Here is a 17,750-nt window from a genome sequence, read left to right as displayed (position 1 = left end):
AAAGGAAGGATTAAGATTATTAGCGTTATCATAGAAACAAAAACTCTTGGAACAAGAGGGTTAGCTCGGTCAGTTTTCGTTGGCTAGTAAAAGCAGCGATAAGTCGAGAAGCCCCCACTTCAAGCGACCCGTAAGGTGGTAAGTGGTGGGAGTAGTTCACGTGAGCCTGTTTTCATCGTTAATAAGAAAATTATGGCAATTTAGAAGGCCTTCTTCTAAATCTTTGCTGACCCTTTCGGAATCATAGGCACAAACAGACAGAAGTTCCGTCTCGGTGACAATGGTATCAGCCGATTGTTCAGAAAAAAGTAATTTCGTAATTACTTCCTGCTCATCGCGCCATTCTACGTGAGCCCAGCTGCGAATAGCAACATCGCGCTCTGAATAACCTTCGATCAGGGTGGGAAGGAAATCAAAAATGGAGTTTATGCCTAAGTCTCCCTTGGCATAATAAAAGTCAAAATTATTGATGAACTTTGCTTTTTCCAAACTGCTTTCATCGGCAGTCTCCATGAGCCTTTTCGTAATCAATGGCAGTAACCGGTCATTTTCAATAATGATGGAATACTCCCCTCGTTTAGCACCGGAAATAACGAAGTCGGCCACTCTGGTAATATACTGATCCTGATTCTTAAATAAATATAACCCATGACCTTTGGTAAGTCCTGCAAGTTCAGTAATCTCTTTTATATGCATACTTTCCAAATTAGCACCCCATCAATTATTGACATAAAAACATCATTAATATAGTATAACATATTTAATGAAAAAGGAATAAATCGGGGTTAACTCGGATAACCGGTAATTAAATGGCTTAACCGTTTAATTTCAAAGTGATCAGCGTTTTTATAAAAAATCAATTCTTTTTGCGAGCGCTGGGAAATCGATAAACGGATTCCGATTTCCTTGAATATAGAAAATTGCCTGGTTTCTGTGTCTTTCATACAGAGTGGGTGGAAATTCTTCATTCCACCGAGCGAGAAGCGGGATATTCACCTTTTTTTTAAACTCGCTCTTGACTCTTTTAGGATACCTGAGGAAAAAATAAAGCATCGCCCGGGCAGATGCTCCTTTTCCATGCTCGGGTTCGAACTCGAAACCTGAAGTGACTCCGCAATTGTTCTGGATCGGTTCATTTTCCGATTCTGGGTTATAAAAATCAAAATCGGCAAACGGAAAGTTGGAACGCGAAATATTGCAATCCGGTTCGCAAACAAACAGATGATGAAGATCCCCCTTCATCGGTTCAGCACCGTCGAACCAGGATTGCGGGACAATATGCTCGGTGTTCATTTTAAAATGATCCTCAAACATCTTCAGTTCTTTGATGGAATCAAAACCATTCATCTGGATTTTCCGAGATCGTTTTCTAAATTCATCGTATTTCTCTCTTAGAGTTTCATTATCCTCCATAAGCAGTGACTCGGGGTCCTTCAACTGGCTGGAATAAATGCTTTTAGCAGAACCGTCAGGATATAAATCGACCCAGGTGTACAGATACAAATCTTTGGCAAGGAAGTAGGGGAGCTGGTTTTTATGAGAATGGAATACGATTGTGTGGAATTTGTAAAATAGTGCAAGACTGGACAAATCAAGATCCTGTGCACCACGGTAATAATCTTTGATGTCTAATTTATCCTGTTCATGGTCAAAGTAAAGTTGCTGATTGCTCTGGATATCGCGGCGATTGTCCTTTAGGATTGTCAGCAGCTTTTTCAAGTCAAGTGAATCGTACTTGTGTTCCCAGTTCATAGTTTGCCGTTGCTTTTTATATTTAGACATAACGAACTCCTCATTCTCGTCATCGTATTCCTATTTTACCGTTTCCAAGAGTAACCTTCAAATAAGAGTTAAAATGCAGAACTAGCAAAGATCGAGCATTTGTCAAAAAAATAGGTTTGGTAGTAAAGAGTCTAAATTCACGGAAGGATAGCTAATCAAATTTTGCAATAAAAAAAACAGGCTCTAAAGAGAGCCTGTTTTATATAATCGATTTAAGATTAAGCTTTTTGAACGTTTGCAGCTTGGGCTCCACGAGCGCCTTGCTCCACGTCAAATGTAACTTTTTGACCTTCGTCTAAAGATTTGAAGCCTTCACTTTGGATAGCAGAGAAGTGTACGAATACGTCGTCTCCACCTTCGCGCTCGATGAATCCGAAACCTTTTTCTGCATTAAACCATTTAACTGTACCTTGTTCCATTTTTGTTGCCTCCTAGTGCGTACTCGCACAACGTATTACTATCCTTGCCCAAAGTGATCATCAAGACGAAAAGTTGATACTTATACTATCCTTTACACCGAACAAAAATAATTCTTTTTTATCATAACAGGAAACGCAAAATAAAGCAAATCTTCTTTTGGATTATTTTTAAAATAGTAACTATAAAGAGGAAAACTTTTGTCGGAATAATGGCGAGTCCATAAATAACGCTACCCAAAAAACCATAAAACTATAATGAATTAACGCACTGCCTTACTGGGGGTCTGACCCCCAGTAGGGGAGTGGTTTTTTTGCGACTAAAGGAAATCTTTTAATGTTTCTTTCAGTGTTCCTCTTGTTTCTGTGTCTTTATCAAAAAGTATTCCGTCATGTACCATTTTTCTGACGAGGTCTGGTCTGAGTCCGGTCAGGATGGTCTTGCAGCCCATCATGGACACTCCAGTCAAAATTTTTTTAAAATAGTGGATAACATCTTTATCCATCATGGCGACACCTGATAAGTCCATGACTAAATTTTGGAACCTTGTGTTGGCTATTTCGTTTAAAACTTTTTCTTCAATTATTCTAATTCTAAACGAATCAATTGCACCAATTAGAGGTAGAACAGAAACAGTCTCACTTACTGGAATGATAGGGACAGACAAATGTTCGACCATTTCTCTTTGCTTATGGAGCATTTGATCTTTGGATTTAGAATAACTGAGAAAGAAACTGTTAAGAAATTGGTCTATTTGTTCATTTATAAATTCTTCCAATTCATAAAAATCTTTTTTTTCATTTGTCAGGTTCTTTTCTTCATCAATTTGTCCAATGATCTTCCATAAAGTTCTTCTGATTGCTTGAATCCATTCTAATTTTAGAGGTAGAGTTAAAGAATGTCTTGCCCATGCAATTCCTTCCTCTTCTGCAAAAGCAACTAAATCTTTATAGTTTTGATCAATTATAAAGAAAATTAATTTTCTTGCATTTTTTAATAGGTCAATATTTCCTTTTTCTAAAATCTCGGTTATTTTCGACGAAACATTAACTGCTTGAGAAAGTAAATTCTCTTCAAATATTTTCTCATTATCGTGAAAGTAGATTTTAATTTCTTTTCTTAGATCATCGGTGTTATGCAAATCTTCCCCCCCTGCACAAAGCATCTTCTCAGCAAATTATTTATACCCATTCTGTCGATTTATAAACCAGTTACTCGAAAAAATTTATAATTAAAAATTTCGAATTGCAGAGGAAACGGTGTAGGTATAGTTAGTTCTTACAAATAAACATTTAAAACGGGATAATGAAAAATCGACGCAAAAAAAGCATAGGAGGGAAATCCTATGCTTTCAAATGCTATCTGCCAAAGAAACTGTCCATTGCATTACGGAAGTCTTCGAAGATCCCGTCTCTGTTGCTGTCGGTGCGGAGGTCATCGGCGAATGTTCCCATTCTGGTATAGGCATCGCGGTCAACTGAAACAAAAACTTTATCGATTTGGTTATTTGCTTGACGCACTCTTTGTTCAATTTGCATCTCCAGCTGGCTATTATTGCCGTTCATGGTGTTGCCAGCTGCATTTCCATTCATGTTTGTATTACCAATTCCATTCATACTTCCATTGTCCATTCCATTGCCATTCGTATTTCCATTCATTGTTCCGTTGCCGTTATTAGGATCAAGAGGGCGATTTGTGTTTCCTATATTTTGGCGGTCGCCATTTCCAGCGTCCCCTTTGCCGTCAATGATTCCATTATTTCCTGCGCGGTTGTTACCCGGATCCACTTGTCCGTTCTCGGCAAAAGTCTTGCCGTTGCCATCCAGTGCATCATTGACAGATGCATTTCCATTCGTTTCGCCATTGTTGTCCGCAAGTCTAACAGCTACGTATGCATTGTTATCTGAGATGATGATTCGTGCGTCGTCCACTTGCGGCAGCTGCTCTACCTGGCGCTCTGCCCGGTCAGCCAGTTGGAGCTTGGTGCCGTCGGTTGCTGGACCGCGCTTAACCTGTGAGATTTGGACTCGCTGATTGCCGTTATCGTCGGCAGCATTGTTATTGGCTCCACACCCGGCCAAACCGAATGTGAAAATAGCACAGCCTGCAATGATGACTAATTTTTTCATTCTGATCACTCCTAGTTGGTATTGTCATCCTTATGATGGCTAAAATTTGCAGCGATATGCAGTACGGAAGGATTTTTTTCTGATTTAAAGTAGCTCAGGCCGGAATGAAGGCATTTTTTTAGAAAAGCTGCTTTTTCATGCACGTTGACACATTTCGTTCAAAACATTTCAACACAATTGTGAATATATTCACAAAAACCCCTATTTTCGAGATATATTTGTTATCTTATAAGTGTAGTAATACTAATTAACTTATAGGAGTGAGGAACATGTTTGCAAAATGGTTAAGAGAGAACAATGTTGCTGCTGGTATATTGACTGTCATTAGAGTTTGGCTAGGGTACAATTGGATGACTGGTGGTTGGGGAAAATTGACTGGTGAAGGCTTCGATGCTAGTGGCTTCCTGAAAGGCGCTGTCGCAAATCCTGTCAAAGGTCCGGATGGACACATGGTATACGGATGGTACGTGAATTTCCTTGAAAGCTTTGCGATCCCGAATGTGGATCTATTCAACTTTATTGTGCCGCTGGGAGAATTCCTTATTGGACTTGGTTTGATTCTTGGTGCTCTGACAACTGCTGCGATGTTCTTCGGTCTAGTGATGAACTTTAGCTTCTTCCTGGCCGGAACAGTATCTCACAATCCAACAGACATCTTCTTCGGGTTCATCATCCTGTTCGCTGGCTTTAACGCTGGTAAATATGGTTTAGACCGTTATGTCGTACCATTTATTCGCAAAGTCGTTCTCAAACGCGGAGAAGAGACCGCACGCAACGTAGCTTAACTTTTTAACGTTGAAAAGCTGCCAGGAATAATTCCAAATCCTGGCAGCTTTTCTTATTTTTTTCGGAGGATTTTGTGTTTTCTTATCTTGTACAAGAGGCCTTGTCTTGTTATGCCAAGTGCTTCGGCGGCGCGTGCCTGATTGCCGTTTTCACTTGTCAATGCGGTTTCTATCACTTCTTTTTCAACCTTTTCCAGATGTTCTGGCAAAGAAAAGTCGTCCGTTAATTCAATCGGAGCTTCAGGAGTTTCAACTTCTTTTTCAGAAAAATGATTCTGGATTTCTTCGGGAAAATCATCGAGAATCAATTGTCCAGACCGGGAGAGAACGGTTGCCCTGGACAAGGCATTTTGCAATTCACGAATATTGCCAGGCCATGGATAAGAAGTGAGTTTTGTTAAAAGACTTTTGGAAATGGAATAGCTGCGAGTATGTTCTTCTTCGAACTGTGCCAGAAATTGTTCGACAAGCAAGGGGATGTCTTCGATTCGCTCACGCAATGGAGGCAATTTGATGCCAATGATATTTAACCGATAATACAAGTCTTCACGAAACTCACCGTTCTGTACCATTTCCGATAAATTCCGGTTAGTGGCAGCGATGATGCGAACGTCTGAAGATATTTCTTTCGCCGTCCCGAGCGGTGTAAATGTCTTGTCTTGGGTGAATTGCAGAAGCTTTGCCTGCACATCCAGCGAGATTTCGCCAATTTCATCGAGAAAAAGAGTGCCCTTGTCGGCTGCGGCGCACTTGCCTTCCTGTGATCGGACAGCGCCGGTAAAAGCGCCTTTTTCGTAGCCGAATAATTCACTTTCTAATAAGTTTGAGGGGATGGCGGCACAATTGACTTTGATGAATGGACCTAATTTCCGCGTGCTCTCGAGGTGTACAGCGTAAGCTCCCCGTGATTTACCAGTCCCACTTTCTCCTTCAAGCAGGATGGTGATATCCTGCTTGGCAACTCTCTCGATTAACGAGTAGACCTCCTGCATTTTTGGGCTCTTGCCAATCATCCCATGAAGGTCATATTTTTGCTGAACAGCCTGTTTTAACTCTTTGTTTTCTTTTTTCAAATGTTTCATTTCAAATGCCCGTTTGATGACGACCTTTAGTTCATCAGCCTTTATTGGCTTTGTTAAGTAGTCGTAAGCCCCCATTTTCATCGCCTTCACTGCATCCTCAATATCTCCGTAGGCTGTGCAAGGAATAAAAACAGTATCCGGAAAAGTGGGCGCCCATTTTTCCAGCAGCTTCAACCCAGTCGTATCCGGCAGAAGGAAATCCAGTAAAACAAGGTCGATGTTCTCGCTCTTCATATGCTTTTCAGCGTTTTTCCCTGTTTCCGCTTCGATGACGTCATACCCTTCCTTCTGCAAGGTAAGCCTGGTTAGGCGGCGGAATTTTTCATTATCTTCAACTAACAGGATGGTTTTTTTCATAATGATCGCCTTCCTCGTGCTTTTTCAATGAAATCAGGAAGGATGTTCCTTCGCCCATTTCACTTTCTACCTCGATATGGCCGTTATGAGAAGAGATAATATCATGGGTAATCCATAAGCCCAGCCCGGTACCTTCTTGTTTAGTAGAAAAGAATGGGTTGAAAATACGCTTAATCTTTTGCTGGGGGATTCCGATTCCATCATCTTTTATTTCTATTTCAATAGTATCACTATTTTCGATCTTCATCGAAACAATAATCTGACCATGGTGCGAAACTGCCTCAATACTATTGATAAAAAGATTGATGAAAGCCTGAATCATCTGGTTTTTGTCACCTTTTACAAAGTAATCCTCGCCATCAGCCTCAAGAGTCGCATGAATTTTCTTTTTCCTAAATTGATGGGATAAAAGCTGAAGCGTTTCTGCGGCGACTGTCTTCATGCTGAAAATAGTTTCGTCCTTTTTGTTTTCCCGGCTGAATTGAAGGAACCGTCTAACAAGATGATCAAGGCGCTGTATTTCTTCCTGGATATCTTTTGCCGCTTCGGAAATGATTTCAGCGGAAGCAACGTCCTTTTCATTGGCAGTTGTCATTTCTTTTATTTCACTGGCAATTAAATCACTCGCAAGCTGGACGGTTCCAAGCGGATTTTTCACCTCGTGAGCAAGCCCGGCGGTCATCTGGCCAATCGCAACCAGCTGCTCGGAACGCTGAATATGCGTCTCCAGTTGGCGCACTTTGGTTACATCCCAAAAGGTGATCAGGACTCCAATGACTTGGTTATTTTCATCTAATAACGGGGAACTAGACTGCTTAATTACTTTCTTTCCCCTTTCATTTTCAAAGGTGAAGTCCTCTTCAAGGCCGTCAAATTTTCTGGAAACATGCTTGCACTGTTCAAAATGATTCCTGAAAGAAAGCGGCAGGGCAGAGATCGATTTTCCAATGATTGTTTCTTTCTTTCTGTTCAATAGATCTCCGGCAGTTGTATTCATGGAACTGATGAAGCCTTCCGGGTTAATAGCGAGGACGCCGAAAGGGAAGGATTCCAAAATCAGCTGCAGATGCCGCTCATGCGCCTGTAAACTTTCCGCCATATACTTCATAGTGCTGGACAATGTTTGGATCTCATCCTCTTTCTCAAGTACAGGAACAAACCAATCTCCCCCCTTTGTGTAGCTCGCAGCGTCCTGGGTAAGAGCTTTGATTGGTTTAATGATCCAGCGGATACCGAATAAAAGCGTGGTCAGCGCCGCTAAAAAAATCAGGATAAAGCCCTTCCATAAAATCTCCTGATTTATGATGATATCTCTTGAAGAAGTAGTAGCAAGAATAAATAGGATCAATAGAGGAATAAAAAAGATAGTGGTAGTGAGATATAGAAATCTTTTGGTTAATCGTGATGGGTAGAATCTTTTCATATCGCTTTCACCTTTCTGACAGCATGCCTCGATCGTAATAAGAGCTTATTTCAGCTATTCCCTTTATACCATATTATTGTCCGCTATCATGACAAACTATCTGAACTCAGCATGAAAAAGGGAGGAAACCATAGCTGATTTCCTCCGAAAATTAGATTACTCTTTAATTAAGCCGTTTTCTGTCAGCCATGTTCTGGCGACTTCTGTTTCACTTTTCTCGTCTATATCGACTTGGTAGTTAAGGTCCGTCATTGTTTCAGTGTTGATTTTTTCAGCTAAAGGCTTTAGAAGTTCTTCTAATTCAGGATACTTTTCAAGCGTTTTTTCATGAACGGTTATTCCCGCATTGTAAGCAGGGAAGAAGCTCTTGTCATCTTCAAGGTTTATGAGATGGAAAGCTTTGATCCGGCTGTCCGTGGAGAATCCTGTTGCCACATCCACTTGTCCGTCTCTTAATGCCTGATAGAAAAGGCCAACGTCCATCTTTTTAATGTTGGAAGAACCAAACTCGAATCCGTAAGCTTTCTCTACACCTTTAATTCCATCCGGTCGCGTCGCGAACTCAGCATCTGCACCTAAAGACAATTCGTTGCCGTCATTCAAATAAGCCGCTAAATCACTGATTGACTTAATGCCAAGCTCTGTTGCTTTTTCTTCTCTCATCATCAGTGTGTACGTATTGTTTAATGACGATGGATTTAGCCACATAATGCCCTTTTCTTTGTCCACTTCTTTTACTTTTTCATAGGCTGCTACTGAATCTGAAAGTGGGTCAAGCTTGTTGTAGTTTACGAGACTAGTTCCTGTATATTCCCAATAAAGGTCAACTTGTTCATTCTCAATTGCCTGACGGACAACCTGGCTGGCCATATTGTTTTTTTCCTCAACCTCATAGCCATTCTCCTTCAGATAGATGGCAAGGATTTTGGAAAGGACGAATTGTTCCGTATAGTTTTTTGCGCCGACGATTACCTTTTTGTCTGAAGTAGAAGTGGATGTGTCGCCTTCACCGCTACATGCGGAAAGCAGTGAAACCATTAAAACGATCAATGCGGTAAATGATAAAATCTTTTTCATTTTGTTTTCCCCCTAAAAATGGATTCTCTTTAATCTGATATTGTTATTGATTGTCTTAATCCTTTTGATATAACCAGCTTTTCGATGAACCGGACTAATTGATCGGCCAAGAGAGCGAGCAAAGTAACCGGGATGGCTCCGGACAGAAGATAGGAGTTGTCCCTCATCATGATTCCAGTGAATATCCAGTCGCCAAGTCCGCCGCCGCCAACGAGATAGGCTAAAGCAGCTGTTCCAATGTTGATGACCACTGCTGTCCGGATGCCAGCCATAATAGGGTAGGCTGCGTTTGGTAGTTCAATTTTCAAAAGAATTTGAGCAGGCGTGTAGCCGATCCCTTTTGCTGCATCCAGTAAGTTCGGATCAATCGATTTAATCCCAGCTACAGTATTGCGTAAAATTGGCAATAAGGAATAGAGGAACAGAGCAAAGACCGCTGGCTTGAAACCGATTCCCATCCAGGTCATCGCCAGTGCCAGGATCGCCAGACTTGGAATGGTCTGCCCGAGATTGGCTATATTCATGAACAGCCATTGAAGCTTTTGGAATTTAGGCCTCGTAACCAGGATCCCCATTGGAATCGCAAGCACGATTGCCAGCAAGATGGATAGGAGCACCATATTGATATGCTGCTTTAACAGAAAGATAAACCCTTCTGAATCATCGATGATTAGCTGGTAATACCCCGATTTGAATGACCAAGCGAAGAAACTAGCAACCAGGGTGAAGAGAATCAGCTTGATGACAAAAGATAGTAAACGCTTATTCTTCATGCTTTTCACCCCCCTTATTTAATATGCTGATGCAAATAGGCCTCTACATCATCAATTTTCATCGCACCAACAAGCTTGTTATTTGCCTGGACGACAAGCTGGTCTGCTTCCTGGTTGAGCAGAATGGATAAGGCATCTCTTAGATTCGTTTCAACGGAAATTGTCTTTTTGTTGGAATTCTCATTGCCGTCCAGTTTTCGCAGCATTCGTTCTGAAATCAAATCCTCCACGGTATGAAGACTCAGACTTTTTAACGCGCGGTCCTTGCCAACAAATTCACGAACAAACTCATTCTTAGGATGGGCAAGCAGCTCGCTAGGAGAATCATATTGCATTAGTTTTCCATTTTGGAAGATTGCGATGGCGTCTCCCATTTTGATGGCTTCATCAATATCATGGCTGACAAACAGGATTGTCTTTTTCACTTCCTGCTGAATTTGCAAAAACTCATTTTGAATTCGGGTACGGATGACGGGATCAAGTGCCCCGAACGGTTCATCCATTAACATGACAGGTGGGTCTGCGGCCATCGCACGAGCGATTCCGACTCTTTGCTGCTGTCCTCCTGAAAGCTCATGCGGGTAACGCTTCCGATATTCATCTGGATTCAGGCCGACCAAATCCATCAAGTATTTATACCTGTCTGCTTTTTTCTTTCGGTCCCAGCCGATTAAATTAGGAACAGCCATCACATTATCTTCAATCGTCATGTTTGGGAACAAACCGTTATGTTGAATGACATAGCCGATCTTTCGTCTCAACTCGATTTCATTCAAAGAATTCACATCTGTTCCGTTGACAAAAATTTTGCCATCCGTGATCGTTTCTAGTCTGTTTACCATTCTAAGTGTTGTCGTTTTGCCGCAGCCCGATGGCCCTAGAAAAACGACGATATTGCCTTCAGGTACATCAAAGCTTACATTATCGACTGCTTTCACCTTATCACCGTACACTTTGGTGACTTGATCAAATTTAATCATATCTTTCACCCCATCTTACTTCTATTTATTGTTGAAAACCTTTTGGAGTCATACGTTTTTGGAGAAGTCCGAGCAGTCCGTCTGTCACAATCGCCAGAAGGGAAATGGCGATCGCTCCTGCCAGTACCATGGTTGTATTCGATCTTGAAATCCCCTGGTTGATCAATACTCCAAGTCCGCCAGCCCCGATAAACGCAGCAATTGCGCCGATTCCGATATTCATGACCACGGCTTGCCTGACTCCTGCCATAATGATAGGAAGGGCATTGGGAATCTCCACACGCAGGAGACGCTGCATCGTATTCATTCCCAGCCCAATGGCGGCATCACGAATATTGGGATCGACATTATTGATGGCTACATAAGTATTACGGATGATCGGCAGTTGCGAATATAAAATAAGTGCTATCACCGCTGGCACGAAGCCGATACCCTGATTGATGACCGACAGAATCGGAATCATGATCCCAAAAAGCGCGATACTCGGGATTGTCATGATGATATTAGCCACCTGGAGAACTGTCTCAGCCAGTTCTTCATTCGTTGTAAGATAAATCCCAAGCGGAAGTCCGATTGCGATCGCAATGAAAACGGCCAAGCCCACAAGCTGCAGATGCTCCACACTATATGTCCAAATCGAAGTCTGGTTTTCTAGCATGTAGTTCAATAAATCATTCATCTCTTTCCACCACCTTCAAATTAACTAGTACAAAGGTAATAGATGCAAGAACCGTGCCAAATTTTAAAAATAGATACAATAAAGCACCCGAACCCCGCTATCAAAGGGTCAAGTGCTTGGTCCTATTTATTACTGTAAAAACGAAACAATTTTACAAAAGCAAAAAAATTTTACATGGTTGTTAAAATATTTTGACAAACGCCAGGACAAAGGGTCGGTTCCGGTGTCCCGGGAATTGTAAGGATTTAACTTTGCATTATATTCAAAAAATGAGCTTTTTCAAAAAAAGTTGTAAGCAGAGGCTCATCGAAGATGGAAGAATCGTTTATGTGTTGTCAATAGGTGTTTCTTCATACTCCGATAAACACAACTACATAAAGTAATCCTTATAGATAAAAAATGTGACGACTAGGGATCCAATGGAATCAAAATCGAGCAAGAACAATCCAAAGCGCGACTGGTATATTTGGCGTGATGGAAAAGGAAACGCAGCTCAACCGCCGAATAACTGCCGCTCCTATTCTTGCCTGTCAAAATGGGAATTCGATACCGAGGCAAAGCAATATTATGCTTATACACTCGAGTATGAAGGAGAAAAACTGCTCTTCATCGCCAATTTTTCAGTACAACCGCAATCAACAGAACTATTTGCTGTTTAGATGGATGAAGAAAAAACATATGCTCTCTGTTTTTTCATGCAGCGTAGTTGTGGTCATTGGGACTCCAAAAGAGCTAAAAGTCTAAACTCCGGAAAAATAACGATGGAGATTGTAGATTTTTCACTCGCTTGGTATGATGAGATTGACAGGAGATCAGGGGGAATTTGAATGCTTACAATTAAGCAGATTGCCGAGATGGCGAATGTTTCGAGGGCGACGGTATCACGTGTGCTAAATGATTCTGGATATGTGAGTGTCGATGCGCGAAAGCGGGTACTTGAGACGATTGAAAAGACTGGATATGTCCCCAGCCAGCATGCGAAATCACTTCGTACAAAGCAGACAAAAGTAATTGGTGTCATCCTGCCGAAAATCAGTACGGAAACATCAAGTCGGGTAGTGGACGGCCTTAATAATGTGTTTCAGGAGTACGGTTATCATATTTTATTAACAACGACCAATCTGGAATCGGACAAGGAAATAGAATATTTACGGCTTTTGAAAAGTAGGCAAGTAGACGGCATTATTCTGCTAGCGACCAATACAGATGAGCTTCTGGCTGCTGAGATTGAACAGCTCAATATTCCGGTGGTGGCAATCGGCCAGGAATTTAACCGGGTGTCATGTGTGGTGTATGATGATTACCACGCTGCCAGGGATTTAACCCAGACGATCATTGATAAAGGTTACAGGAAAATAGCCTTTATTGGCGTTGATGAAGCAGATAAGGCGGTTGGATATCTTCGTAAAAAAGCGTTTTTGGATGTAATGGCGGAGAATGGCTTAAACGCTCGGGAGGAGTGGCTCGCAGTTACCAGTTTTGATCTAGTAGCTGGGTATGAGGCGATGAAAACGATTATCGAGCAAGCCGGGGAAAACAGGCTTCCTGAAGCGGTATTTGCCGTAACTGATAGACTTGCGATAGGGGCTATGCAATATTTAAAGGAAAAAAACATCCGGATTCCTCAGCAAATTGGAGTTGCTGGGATCGGGGCCTCTGACCTATCCAGGTACGTCCAACCAGCCCTAACAACTGTTGAGTATTACAATAAAGAAGCGGGAATAGAAGGAGCAAGGATGTTGCTGGACCAAATTCGCGAAAATAGTAATTGTCCTAAAAAAATTGTACTTGGATATAGACTAATAGTTAGAGGTAGTATATAATCATTGTGTAATCGATTTCATAGTAATGAATGCTTGTGATGAATCCCTAAAGAGGACATTGTGTTTGACTCAATTGAATCGTTTAGGGTTTATTTTAACCACGGTGTGTAATCGATTCCACAATTTTTTTAGCAATATGAAATCGATTTCACATTTTCAAAAGGCTCAAACGGCTTTTTGAAAAATTAATGTAGGGTATCAATAAATTTAAAGGGAGTGGAAAATATGTCAGATAATCGCAGGATTGCAGAAGAAATAATCGAGGCTGTCGGTGGGCAGGAAAATGTTTTATCCGCAGCACATTGCGCTACGAGATTGAGAATTATGGTAAAGGACAAAGAGAAGATTGATCAAGTGAAGATTGAAGATATTGAAAAAGTAAAAGGAGCATTCTTCAACTCTGGCCAATATCAAGTAATTCTTGGAACTGGCACGGTTAACAAAGTTTATGAGGAAGTTACGAAGCTCGGAGTCGGTGTATCTACTAAAGCAGAGCAGGAGAAGGAAGTTGCAAAAAGTGGTACTGTATTCCAGCGTGCCATTCGTTCATTTGGTGATGTATTTGTCCCGATCATTCCGGCGCTCGTTGCGACTGGATTGTTCATGGGGCTTCGTGGCCTAGTTATGCAGGAACAAATTCTTGCCTTATTTGGAATGGCGCCTGAAGACATTTCCGAGAATTTTATTCTGTTCACACAAGTATTAACAGACACTGCCTTCATCTTCCTGCCGGCACTTGTTGCCTGGTCGACGTTCAGGGTGTTTGGCGGATCGCCAATTATTGGGCTAGTTCTCGGCCTCATGCTTGTCAGTCCTTCATTGCCTAACGCTTGGAATGTAGCGGGCGGCGGTGCAGATCCTATAATGTTTCTTGGTTTTATTCCGGTTGTCGGCTATCAAGGCTCGGTTCTGCCGGCGTTTATTGCCGGGATTTTCGGCGCAAAGCTTGAACAAAGAATCCGCAAAATGGTACCTGATGCATTTGATTTGATTGTCACTCCGTTTCTAACACTGCTTGTTATGATTACTCTGGCTCTGTTTGTAATTGGACCAATTTTCCACACTGTAGAAAATGTCATCCTTGATGCAACAGTTGCTATTTTGGACCTACCATTTGGCATCAGTGGCCTTTTAATCGGCTCCCTGAACCAGATCATTGTCGTCACTGGTGTACATCATGTGTTCAATATGCTTGAAATTTCCTTGCTTGAAAGCCTTGGAAACAATCCATATAACGGAATAATCACTGCTTCAATTGCTGCACAGGGCGGAGCTGCACTGGCTGTAGGATTCAAAACTAAGTCTGCGAAGCTCAAAGCATTGGCAATGCCGTCTGCTTTATCCGCTTTTCTTGGAATTACAGAACCAGCCATCTTTGGTGTAAATCTCCGCTATGGCAAACCATTTATTATGGGTCTAATTGGAGGTGGTATCGGTGGTTTCTTCGCTTCCATTTTCGGATTGAAAGCAACGGGCATGGCTATTACGGTTATCCCGGGAACCCTGCTTTATTTGAACGGCCAGATTCTACTTTACCTGCTTGTTAACGTCATCGCAATTGCGACTGCGTTTGTCTTGACTTGGATGTTCGGATTTTCGGATAAAATGCTAAAGGAAAACAAGTCAGATATCTTGTAAAACTCAATACTAACACGAGGATGAGAGGATGAAGTCCCTCTCATCCTATTTCAGCAGGAGGGATTTTCACATGGGAAAAAACATGGAAGCGAAATACCGAACTCTCTATGATGCAAAAAAAAATGAGCTTGAAATCCTTAGAGAAAAATCAGTCAATTCAATCTGGAAACCGGCTTTTCATATTCATCCACAATTCGGATTACTAAATGATCCAAATGGCTTGAGCTATTACAATGGCGAATTCCATGTCTTTTACCAGTGGTTCCCATTCGATGCGACCCACGGTATGAAACACTGGGCGCATGTGAAATCTAAGGATCTGGTCAACTGGGAACGCCTTCCGGTGGCTCTTGTACCTGTTGAGGACTATGAATCGCATGGTGCCTATTCCGGGGCTTCGTTCGAAGTTGACGGAAAGCTTTACCTCTACTACACAGGGAATATCAAATATGGCGGTGAGGAGCGGTCGGCGAATCAGTGCTTGGCAATCATGGACCTCGACGGAACTATCGTGAAATACGAGAACAATCCCATCATTGAGGGCGTGCCAGAAGGCTATACAGGCCATGTGCGCGATCCGAAAGTCTTTAGAAAAAACGGACGCTACTATATGCTATTGGGTGCACAGAGATCTGATTTGACCGGTGCCAACATTGTATATGAATCAGCAGATGCAGTTAACTGGTCCTTCAAAGGCGAGTTGAAGCTCGAGCTGGATCTTCCAGACTCTGTTTATATGTTTGAATGCCCGGACTTTTTTGAGCTGAATGGCCACGATGTGCTCATCGTCTCGCCGCAGGGCCTAAAGGCGGAAGGACATGATTATCACAACATTTACAACGTCATTTATGTGCTTGGGAAATTGGATATAGACAGCCTGACGTTTGAAGTACAGTATTATCAGGAATTAGAAAAGGGATTTGACTTCTATGCACCACAAACCTTTTCTGGTAAAAATAACGAAAGACTGCTGTTTTCATGGGCTGGAATGGGTGAAGTGGAGTACCCTTCTGACAAAGAATCATGGGCACATTGCCTTTCTATTCCACGTGAACTTACAATTGAAAAGGACAGACTTCTTCAAAACCCTGCACAAGAGATGAAACAGCTTAGGCTAAATTCCGTTGGCGCTGAATTGATCTTGGAGAAAGAATTCGTAGAGTTCGACAATGCCTCAAACCGCTATGAATTAGAAATCGAAATCAATCCAGAAGATAACGAACTGTTTGGACTTGAGCTATTTGCTTCTGAATCAGAAGGGCTTTTGCTTCAGTTTGACTCCAGCCACAATACGGTAAGCTTGAATCGGGAAAAATTTGCGGCTGCATTCGGCAGTGAATTTGGCTTCGTGCGATGTGCATCCCTCGTGATTGGGGATGCTGTTAAAGTCCAAGTATTTGTCGATGCTAGCATTGCTGAAATTTTCATTAATAACGGTGAAGTCGTCTTTACTGCCCGCGTTTTCCCTAAAGAAAATTCAACTGGAATCAGAGTCTTCAGTGCTGGAAAGCTTACCTGTAACTATAAAAAGCATGAACTTGCACAAGGAATCTCGATTTAAGGGTGAGACGATGACGAAATTATATACACGACCGGGGCAGGAGATGCTTTTATGGACGGATTCCTGTTCAAGCTGCTGGAGGAAAAAGCCACTCCTCAGAATCTAGTGGCTGTCCTTTATAAAAACCTAGATTCCCGGATTGTATAACGATGACCTTCAAAACCCTTGAAAACAAAGGACATTGCCACGTTACAAAATCAGTTATATATAACGAGTTATTATTAAGAAAAAACGTTATAAACATTGTAAATAAAGGCTTTCACAACGAATTCTCGTTACAAATTTCGGGAATGCAGGTTTTAAGGGTGGCAAGTTATACAAGAACTCCTTTAAGGGGTATGCAAAAGAGGCAAAGGCAATGAGGCTTGAATGCTATATGAAAGCCAGCGCCTTTAGACGCTGGCCGGTAATATAGGCTTATAGCCTTTGTGCAAACCACCCTTTGGAACAGCATGGAGTTATTACAACACCATCCAGCACGACATTAACCTTCTGGTAAGTGGTTCAGCATTAATAGGCGCCCTTATCACCATTGTTAAGCAGGCATACAATGCTTCCGGAGTAGATTCAATAGCAAAGACGACAATTGCTATCTCACTGGCCGTAGCTTTCCTATCTGGTGTTAATGCTAGCTACGCAACTGTCACTTCTAAAATTATTTTATATAGAAGATGGTATCCAGATTTGAAAGATTATGTGTATCAATTCAATAATTATTTTTCCCCACTACTTTTTCTCTCCCTTATGTAGCAGAAATTGATCCCGGTATGGTAGAATATAAATATTCAAAAGTTAATAAAGGGATTAATCTCTTGCACGTTTTGAGAAACCGCCAGCCGTCCAAAGCTAAGGCGGTTTTTCTCATTTCTCTATGTTTCGACAATAACAATAAAAAGTCCTTTTTCATAGACTTATTGACGAGTTAGCCTTTCCATTTCACTTTCCGTTTTGAAAAGACGTTTATTTAAAACTTGCAACTCATTATCACGGTCATCAAGCTTTTTATTGATCTGGTTAAGTATTGCCATGATGTCTTGCGGTTGGTTTTCCTCTAAACGAATAACAGCCCCTTCAATACGGCTTAACTGCTCTCTATTCTCTTTTTTATACTCATCAAAATCGCTCCTAAACTCTGTTAAAGCCGTTAAAATCATATCTAGTTTTTTATCGGACATTTTACTTCTCCCTTTCAATTTTCGCTTGTAAGCTTATTAATAGTTTATCATCAATTCGTTTAGGCTTGT

Annotated in this window: 17 protein-coding genes; 5 read left to right on the top strand and 12 right to left on the bottom strand. The window is 41.6% G+C overall.

The window, feature by feature from the left end; all coding sequences use genetic code 11:
• Positions 1-156: 156 nt before the first annotated feature.
• From J2S25_RS16825 to J2S25_RS16805, 5 genes are all read right to left on the bottom strand, one after another.
• Entirely contained in the window at positions 157-696 is a 540-nt protein-coding gene (locus tag J2S25_RS16825) for an MEDS domain-containing protein (RefSeq protein WP_241768514.1), read from the bottom strand.
• A gap of 150 nt (positions 697-846) precedes the next feature.
• A complete protein-coding gene (locus J2S25_RS16820) occupies positions 847-1,782 on the bottom strand; it encodes an endonuclease I family protein (protein WP_307192467.1) in 936 nt (311 codons plus the stop codon).
• A gap of 218 nt (positions 1,783-2,000) precedes the next feature.
• The gene (cspC, locus tag J2S25_RS16815) at positions 2,001-2,201 is read right to left on the bottom strand and encodes a cold shock protein CspC (protein ID WP_044394619.1); all 201 of its coding nucleotides are present in this window, start codon (positions 2,199-2,201) and stop codon (positions 2,001-2,003) included.
• Between the two features lie 317 nt (positions 2,202-2,518).
• Positions 2,519-3,340, bottom strand: a complete 822-nt coding sequence (locus tag J2S25_RS16810) for an STAS domain-containing protein (protein ID WP_241768513.1) — start codon at positions 3,338-3,340, stop codon at positions 2,519-2,521.
• Positions 3,341-3,557: 217 nt separating this feature from the next.
• Positions 3,558-4,328 (bottom strand): YhcN/YlaJ family sporulation lipoprotein, encoded by a 771-nt coding sequence (locus J2S25_RS16805; protein WP_307192466.1) that lies wholly within the window; start codon positions 4,326-4,328, stop codon positions 3,558-3,560.
• Positions 4,329-4,597: 269 nt separating this feature from the next.
• Between J2S25_RS16805 and J2S25_RS16800 the strand changes: the two genes are divergently transcribed.
• Complete coding sequence (locus J2S25_RS16800; RefSeq protein WP_044394615.1) at positions 4,598-5,113, top strand: DoxX family membrane protein; 516 nt, start codon at positions 4,598-4,600, stop codon at positions 5,111-5,113.
• A 53-nt stretch (positions 5,114-5,166) separates the two neighbouring features.
• Here the strand turns inward: J2S25_RS16800 and J2S25_RS16795 are convergent, their stop codons facing one another.
• From J2S25_RS16795 to J2S25_RS16770, 6 genes are all read right to left on the bottom strand, one after another.
• Positions 5,167-6,552: a sigma-54-dependent transcriptional regulator gene (locus J2S25_RS16795; protein WP_307192465.1), complete on the bottom strand. Its 1,386-nt coding sequence runs from the start codon at positions 6,550-6,552 to the stop codon at positions 5,167-5,169.
• Entirely contained in the window at positions 6,527-7,975 is a 1,449-nt protein-coding gene (locus tag J2S25_RS16790; protein WP_307192464.1) for an ATP-binding protein, read from the bottom strand. The genes J2S25_RS16795 and J2S25_RS16790 overlap by 26 nt, the downstream gene beginning before the upstream one ends.
• Positions 7,976-8,131: 156 nt before the next feature.
• Positions 8,132-9,052 carry a glycine betaine ABC transporter substrate-binding protein gene (locus J2S25_RS16785; protein WP_307192463.1) on the bottom strand — a complete coding sequence of 307 codons (921 nt, stop codon included), beginning with the start codon at positions 9,050-9,052 and terminating at the stop codon, positions 8,132-8,134.
• Positions 9,053-9,081: 29 nt separating this feature from the next.
• The gene (locus tag J2S25_RS16780) at positions 9,082-9,825 is read right to left on the bottom strand and encodes an ABC transporter permease (protein WP_044394607.1); all 744 of its coding nucleotides are present in this window, start codon (positions 9,823-9,825) and stop codon (positions 9,082-9,084) included.
• Positions 9,826-9,839: 14 nt separating this feature from the next.
• Positions 9,840-10,805: an ABC transporter ATP-binding protein gene (locus J2S25_RS16775; RefSeq protein WP_044394605.1), complete on the bottom strand. Its 966-nt coding sequence runs from the start codon at positions 10,803-10,805 to the stop codon at positions 9,840-9,842.
• A gap of 25 nt (positions 10,806-10,830) precedes the next feature.
• Positions 10,831-11,484, bottom strand: coding sequence for an ABC transporter permease (locus J2S25_RS16770; protein WP_044394603.1), 654 nt, complete (start codon positions 11,482-11,484; stop codon positions 10,831-10,833).
• 419 nt (positions 11,485-11,903) lie between these two features.
• Here J2S25_RS16770 and J2S25_RS16765 point away from each other — a divergent pair, with 419 nt between their 5' ends.
• From J2S25_RS16765 to J2S25_RS16750, 4 genes are all read left to right on the top strand, one after another.
• Positions 11,904-12,143 carry an alpha-amylase family glycosyl hydrolase gene (locus tag J2S25_RS16765; protein WP_307192462.1) on the top strand — a complete coding sequence of 80 codons (240 nt, stop codon included), beginning with the start codon at positions 11,904-11,906 and terminating at the stop codon, positions 12,141-12,143.
• Between the two features lie 168 nt (positions 12,144-12,311).
• Positions 12,312-13,307, top strand: coding sequence for a LacI family DNA-binding transcriptional regulator (locus J2S25_RS16760; protein ID WP_307192461.1), 996 nt, complete (start codon positions 12,312-12,314; stop codon positions 13,305-13,307).
• Between the two features lie 225 nt (positions 13,308-13,532).
• Entirely contained in the window at positions 13,533-14,945 is a 1,413-nt protein-coding gene (locus J2S25_RS16755; protein WP_307192460.1) for a sucrose-specific PTS transporter subunit IIBC, read from the top strand.
• Between the two features lie 70 nt (positions 14,946-15,015).
• Positions 15,016-16,506: a glycoside hydrolase family 32 protein gene (locus J2S25_RS16750; RefSeq protein ID WP_307192459.1), complete on the top strand. Its 1,491-nt coding sequence runs from the start codon at positions 15,016-15,018 to the stop codon at positions 16,504-16,506.
• A 911-nt stretch (positions 16,507-17,417) separates the two neighbouring features.
• On the opposite strand, the gene J2S25_RS16745 is transcribed toward J2S25_RS16750, so the two are convergent.
• On the bottom strand, positions 17,418-17,681 hold the full coding sequence (locus J2S25_RS16745) for a hypothetical protein (protein WP_307192458.1): 264 nt from the start codon (positions 17,679-17,681) through the stop codon (positions 17,418-17,420).
• Positions 17,682-17,750 lie beyond the last annotated feature (69 nt).

The organism is Mesobacillus stamsii, assembly GCF_030814065.1.
Lineage (GTDB): Bacteria > Bacillota > Bacilli > Bacillales > Cytobacillaceae > Mesobacillus > Mesobacillus stamsii.
This window is presented reverse-complemented; position numbering and strand designations above follow the sequence as displayed.